The following is a 1,866-nucleotide window of genomic DNA, read 5'->3' on the forward strand; positions in this document are numbered from 1 at the left end:
GGCAGTTCCTCATCGTGCGCAGCCGCCGCCGTTGGCGTGTCTCCGGGGGTATCCGCAGTCCGGTGGGGCGGTGTTGCCTGATCGGGTGGCACCTCGCCGGCTCCCTCGCTTTCCTGTGGCGCGACATTGCGCTCGGGCGTTACATCGCCGGATGCCGGCGCGACTGGTGTGGGCGGCAAGTCCCACAAGAGGCTGTTGTCGTCGCGATAGACGGCTTCCGGGGCATACGTTTTCGCGTTGAACTGGATGCGCATCTGGCCGAGATCGTTGCCGAGCAGGTTGCCCAGATGACGCGAGATGGTCGCGTCCGTTCCGTCCGTTGTCCTGAACGCCTCTTCGAATTGCGTACGGCCCTTTGTGACCCAACCGTCGCGATCGATGTACCCCGGATCGAGCAGAGCGCGCGCAAGTCTTGCGATCAGAGCAGCCGCAGTGCCCGCGCTTTCCGGCCCCGTCCGATGAAACGGCAGCCACCAGCGCCGCAGACCCGGATAGCGCGCAATCGCGAGCCGCTCGACGCGTGCGTCTTCGATCACGCCGACTAGCGTCAACTGCAGTGGCCGCAGTTTGGCGGGATCAAAGCGCACCGTCGAATAGGTGAGATGGGCTGCCGCATGGGCGGCGCAGGCTAGGTAGAAATGGCGTGCGTCGTCCAGACCCCCGTCCCCATGTTCACGCGGCAACATCAGCGCAGTGTCGGTCACAATAGGAGAGGATTGTGCAACTGCGTCTTCATTGCGCACGAGTGCTTGCACAGGAACGTTCAACTGCCACGCGGCACGCAGATACAAACCGAGCGTCCGCTCGAAACGGGTGAGCGAAATGGCCTCACGTGTTGCGACTGCGGTGGGCGTCTCGTCAATGCCCGAGCTAGCCGCCACCGTCATCGCCACTGCCGCACCGGCGTTCATCCGAACACGCCACTAGCGGTCGCCATCAGCGCGGCACACAGATCGGCGTCGTCGCTAAGCGGCTGGACGATGCCGATCCGGCACGCGGCCAGCGCATCCATGCCATGCGCAATCAACGTCGCGGCGTAGATCAGCATGCGGGTCGAAGCACCTTCGGGCAATGCGGGATCGTCAAGCACGCGGGTGCGCGCCGCGATCGTCACGAGCTTTTCGGCCACGGCGTGCGGCACGCCGCCTTCATGCGCGACGATCCCGGCTTCGGTCTCCGCGTTCGGCCAGCCGAGGTCGAGCGCGACAAAGCGTTGACGTGTCGACGGTTTCAGATTCTTCGACACATGCTGATAGTGTGGATTGAACGAGATCACCAGGGTGAAATCCGGATGCGCGGTGATCAGTTCTCCGCACTTGTCGATCGGCAGAATGCGACGCGAATCGGTCAGCGGATGAATGACCACGGTCGTGTCCTGGCGGGCTTCAACCACTTCATCCAGGTAACAGATCGCCCCGTGCCTGACCGCCTGAGTGAGCGGTCCGTCTTGCCAGTAGGTGCCGTTGCCGTCGAGCAGGTAGCGGCCGACCAGATCTCCGGCATTCATGTCCTCGTGACAGGCAATCGTCACGAGCGGGCGCTTGAGCCTCCAGGCCATGTGTTCGACCAGCCGCGTCTTGCCGCAACCGGTCGGTCCTTTGAGCATGATCGGCAGTCGTGCATGGTAAGCCGCTTCGAACCACGCCAGCTCATGATCGACCGGCTGATACCAGGGCTCCTGCGCGACGCGCCACGCATCCAGCGGCGCGCCGGCCGGCGCGAGTGGCGCTCTCGTCATGCGCCTCCCTGCGCATAGGCGTGCGCGGCCCGCAGGACCGTGGCGTCGTCGAAATGCCGGCCTGTGATCATTAGACCCACGGGCAAACCATCCACCGCTTTGCATGGCACCGAGATCGAAGGATGACC

General features: G+C 64.2%; 1 protein-coding gene and 1 pseudogene. Both read right to left on the bottom strand.

Annotated features, from left to right (window positions below):
• Positions 1-911, bottom strand: a pseudogene (locus M0954_RS19290) (hypothetical protein); the annotation flags it as partial.
• Positions 908-1,738 carry a CbbQ/NirQ/NorQ/GpvN family protein gene (locus tag M0954_RS19295; RefSeq protein ID WP_122151807.1) on the bottom strand — a complete coding sequence of 277 codons (831 nt, stop codon included), beginning with the start codon at positions 1,736-1,738 and terminating at the stop codon, positions 908-910. The gene M0954_RS19295 and the pseudogene M0954_RS19290, both read right to left, overlap by 4 nt.
• Positions 1,739-1,866 lie beyond the last annotated feature (128 nt).

This window comes from Paraburkholderia sp., from assembly GCF_026225065.1.
Taxonomy (GTDB): Bacteria; Pseudomonadota; Gammaproteobacteria; order Burkholderiales; family Burkholderiaceae; genus Paraburkholderia.

Excerpts from the sequence above, each read along its gene's own strand:
- M0954_RS19295 (WP_122151807.1), bottom strand. The coding sequence starts at position 1,738 with ATGACGAGAGCGCCACTCGCGCCGGCCGGCGCGCCGCTGGATGCGTGG.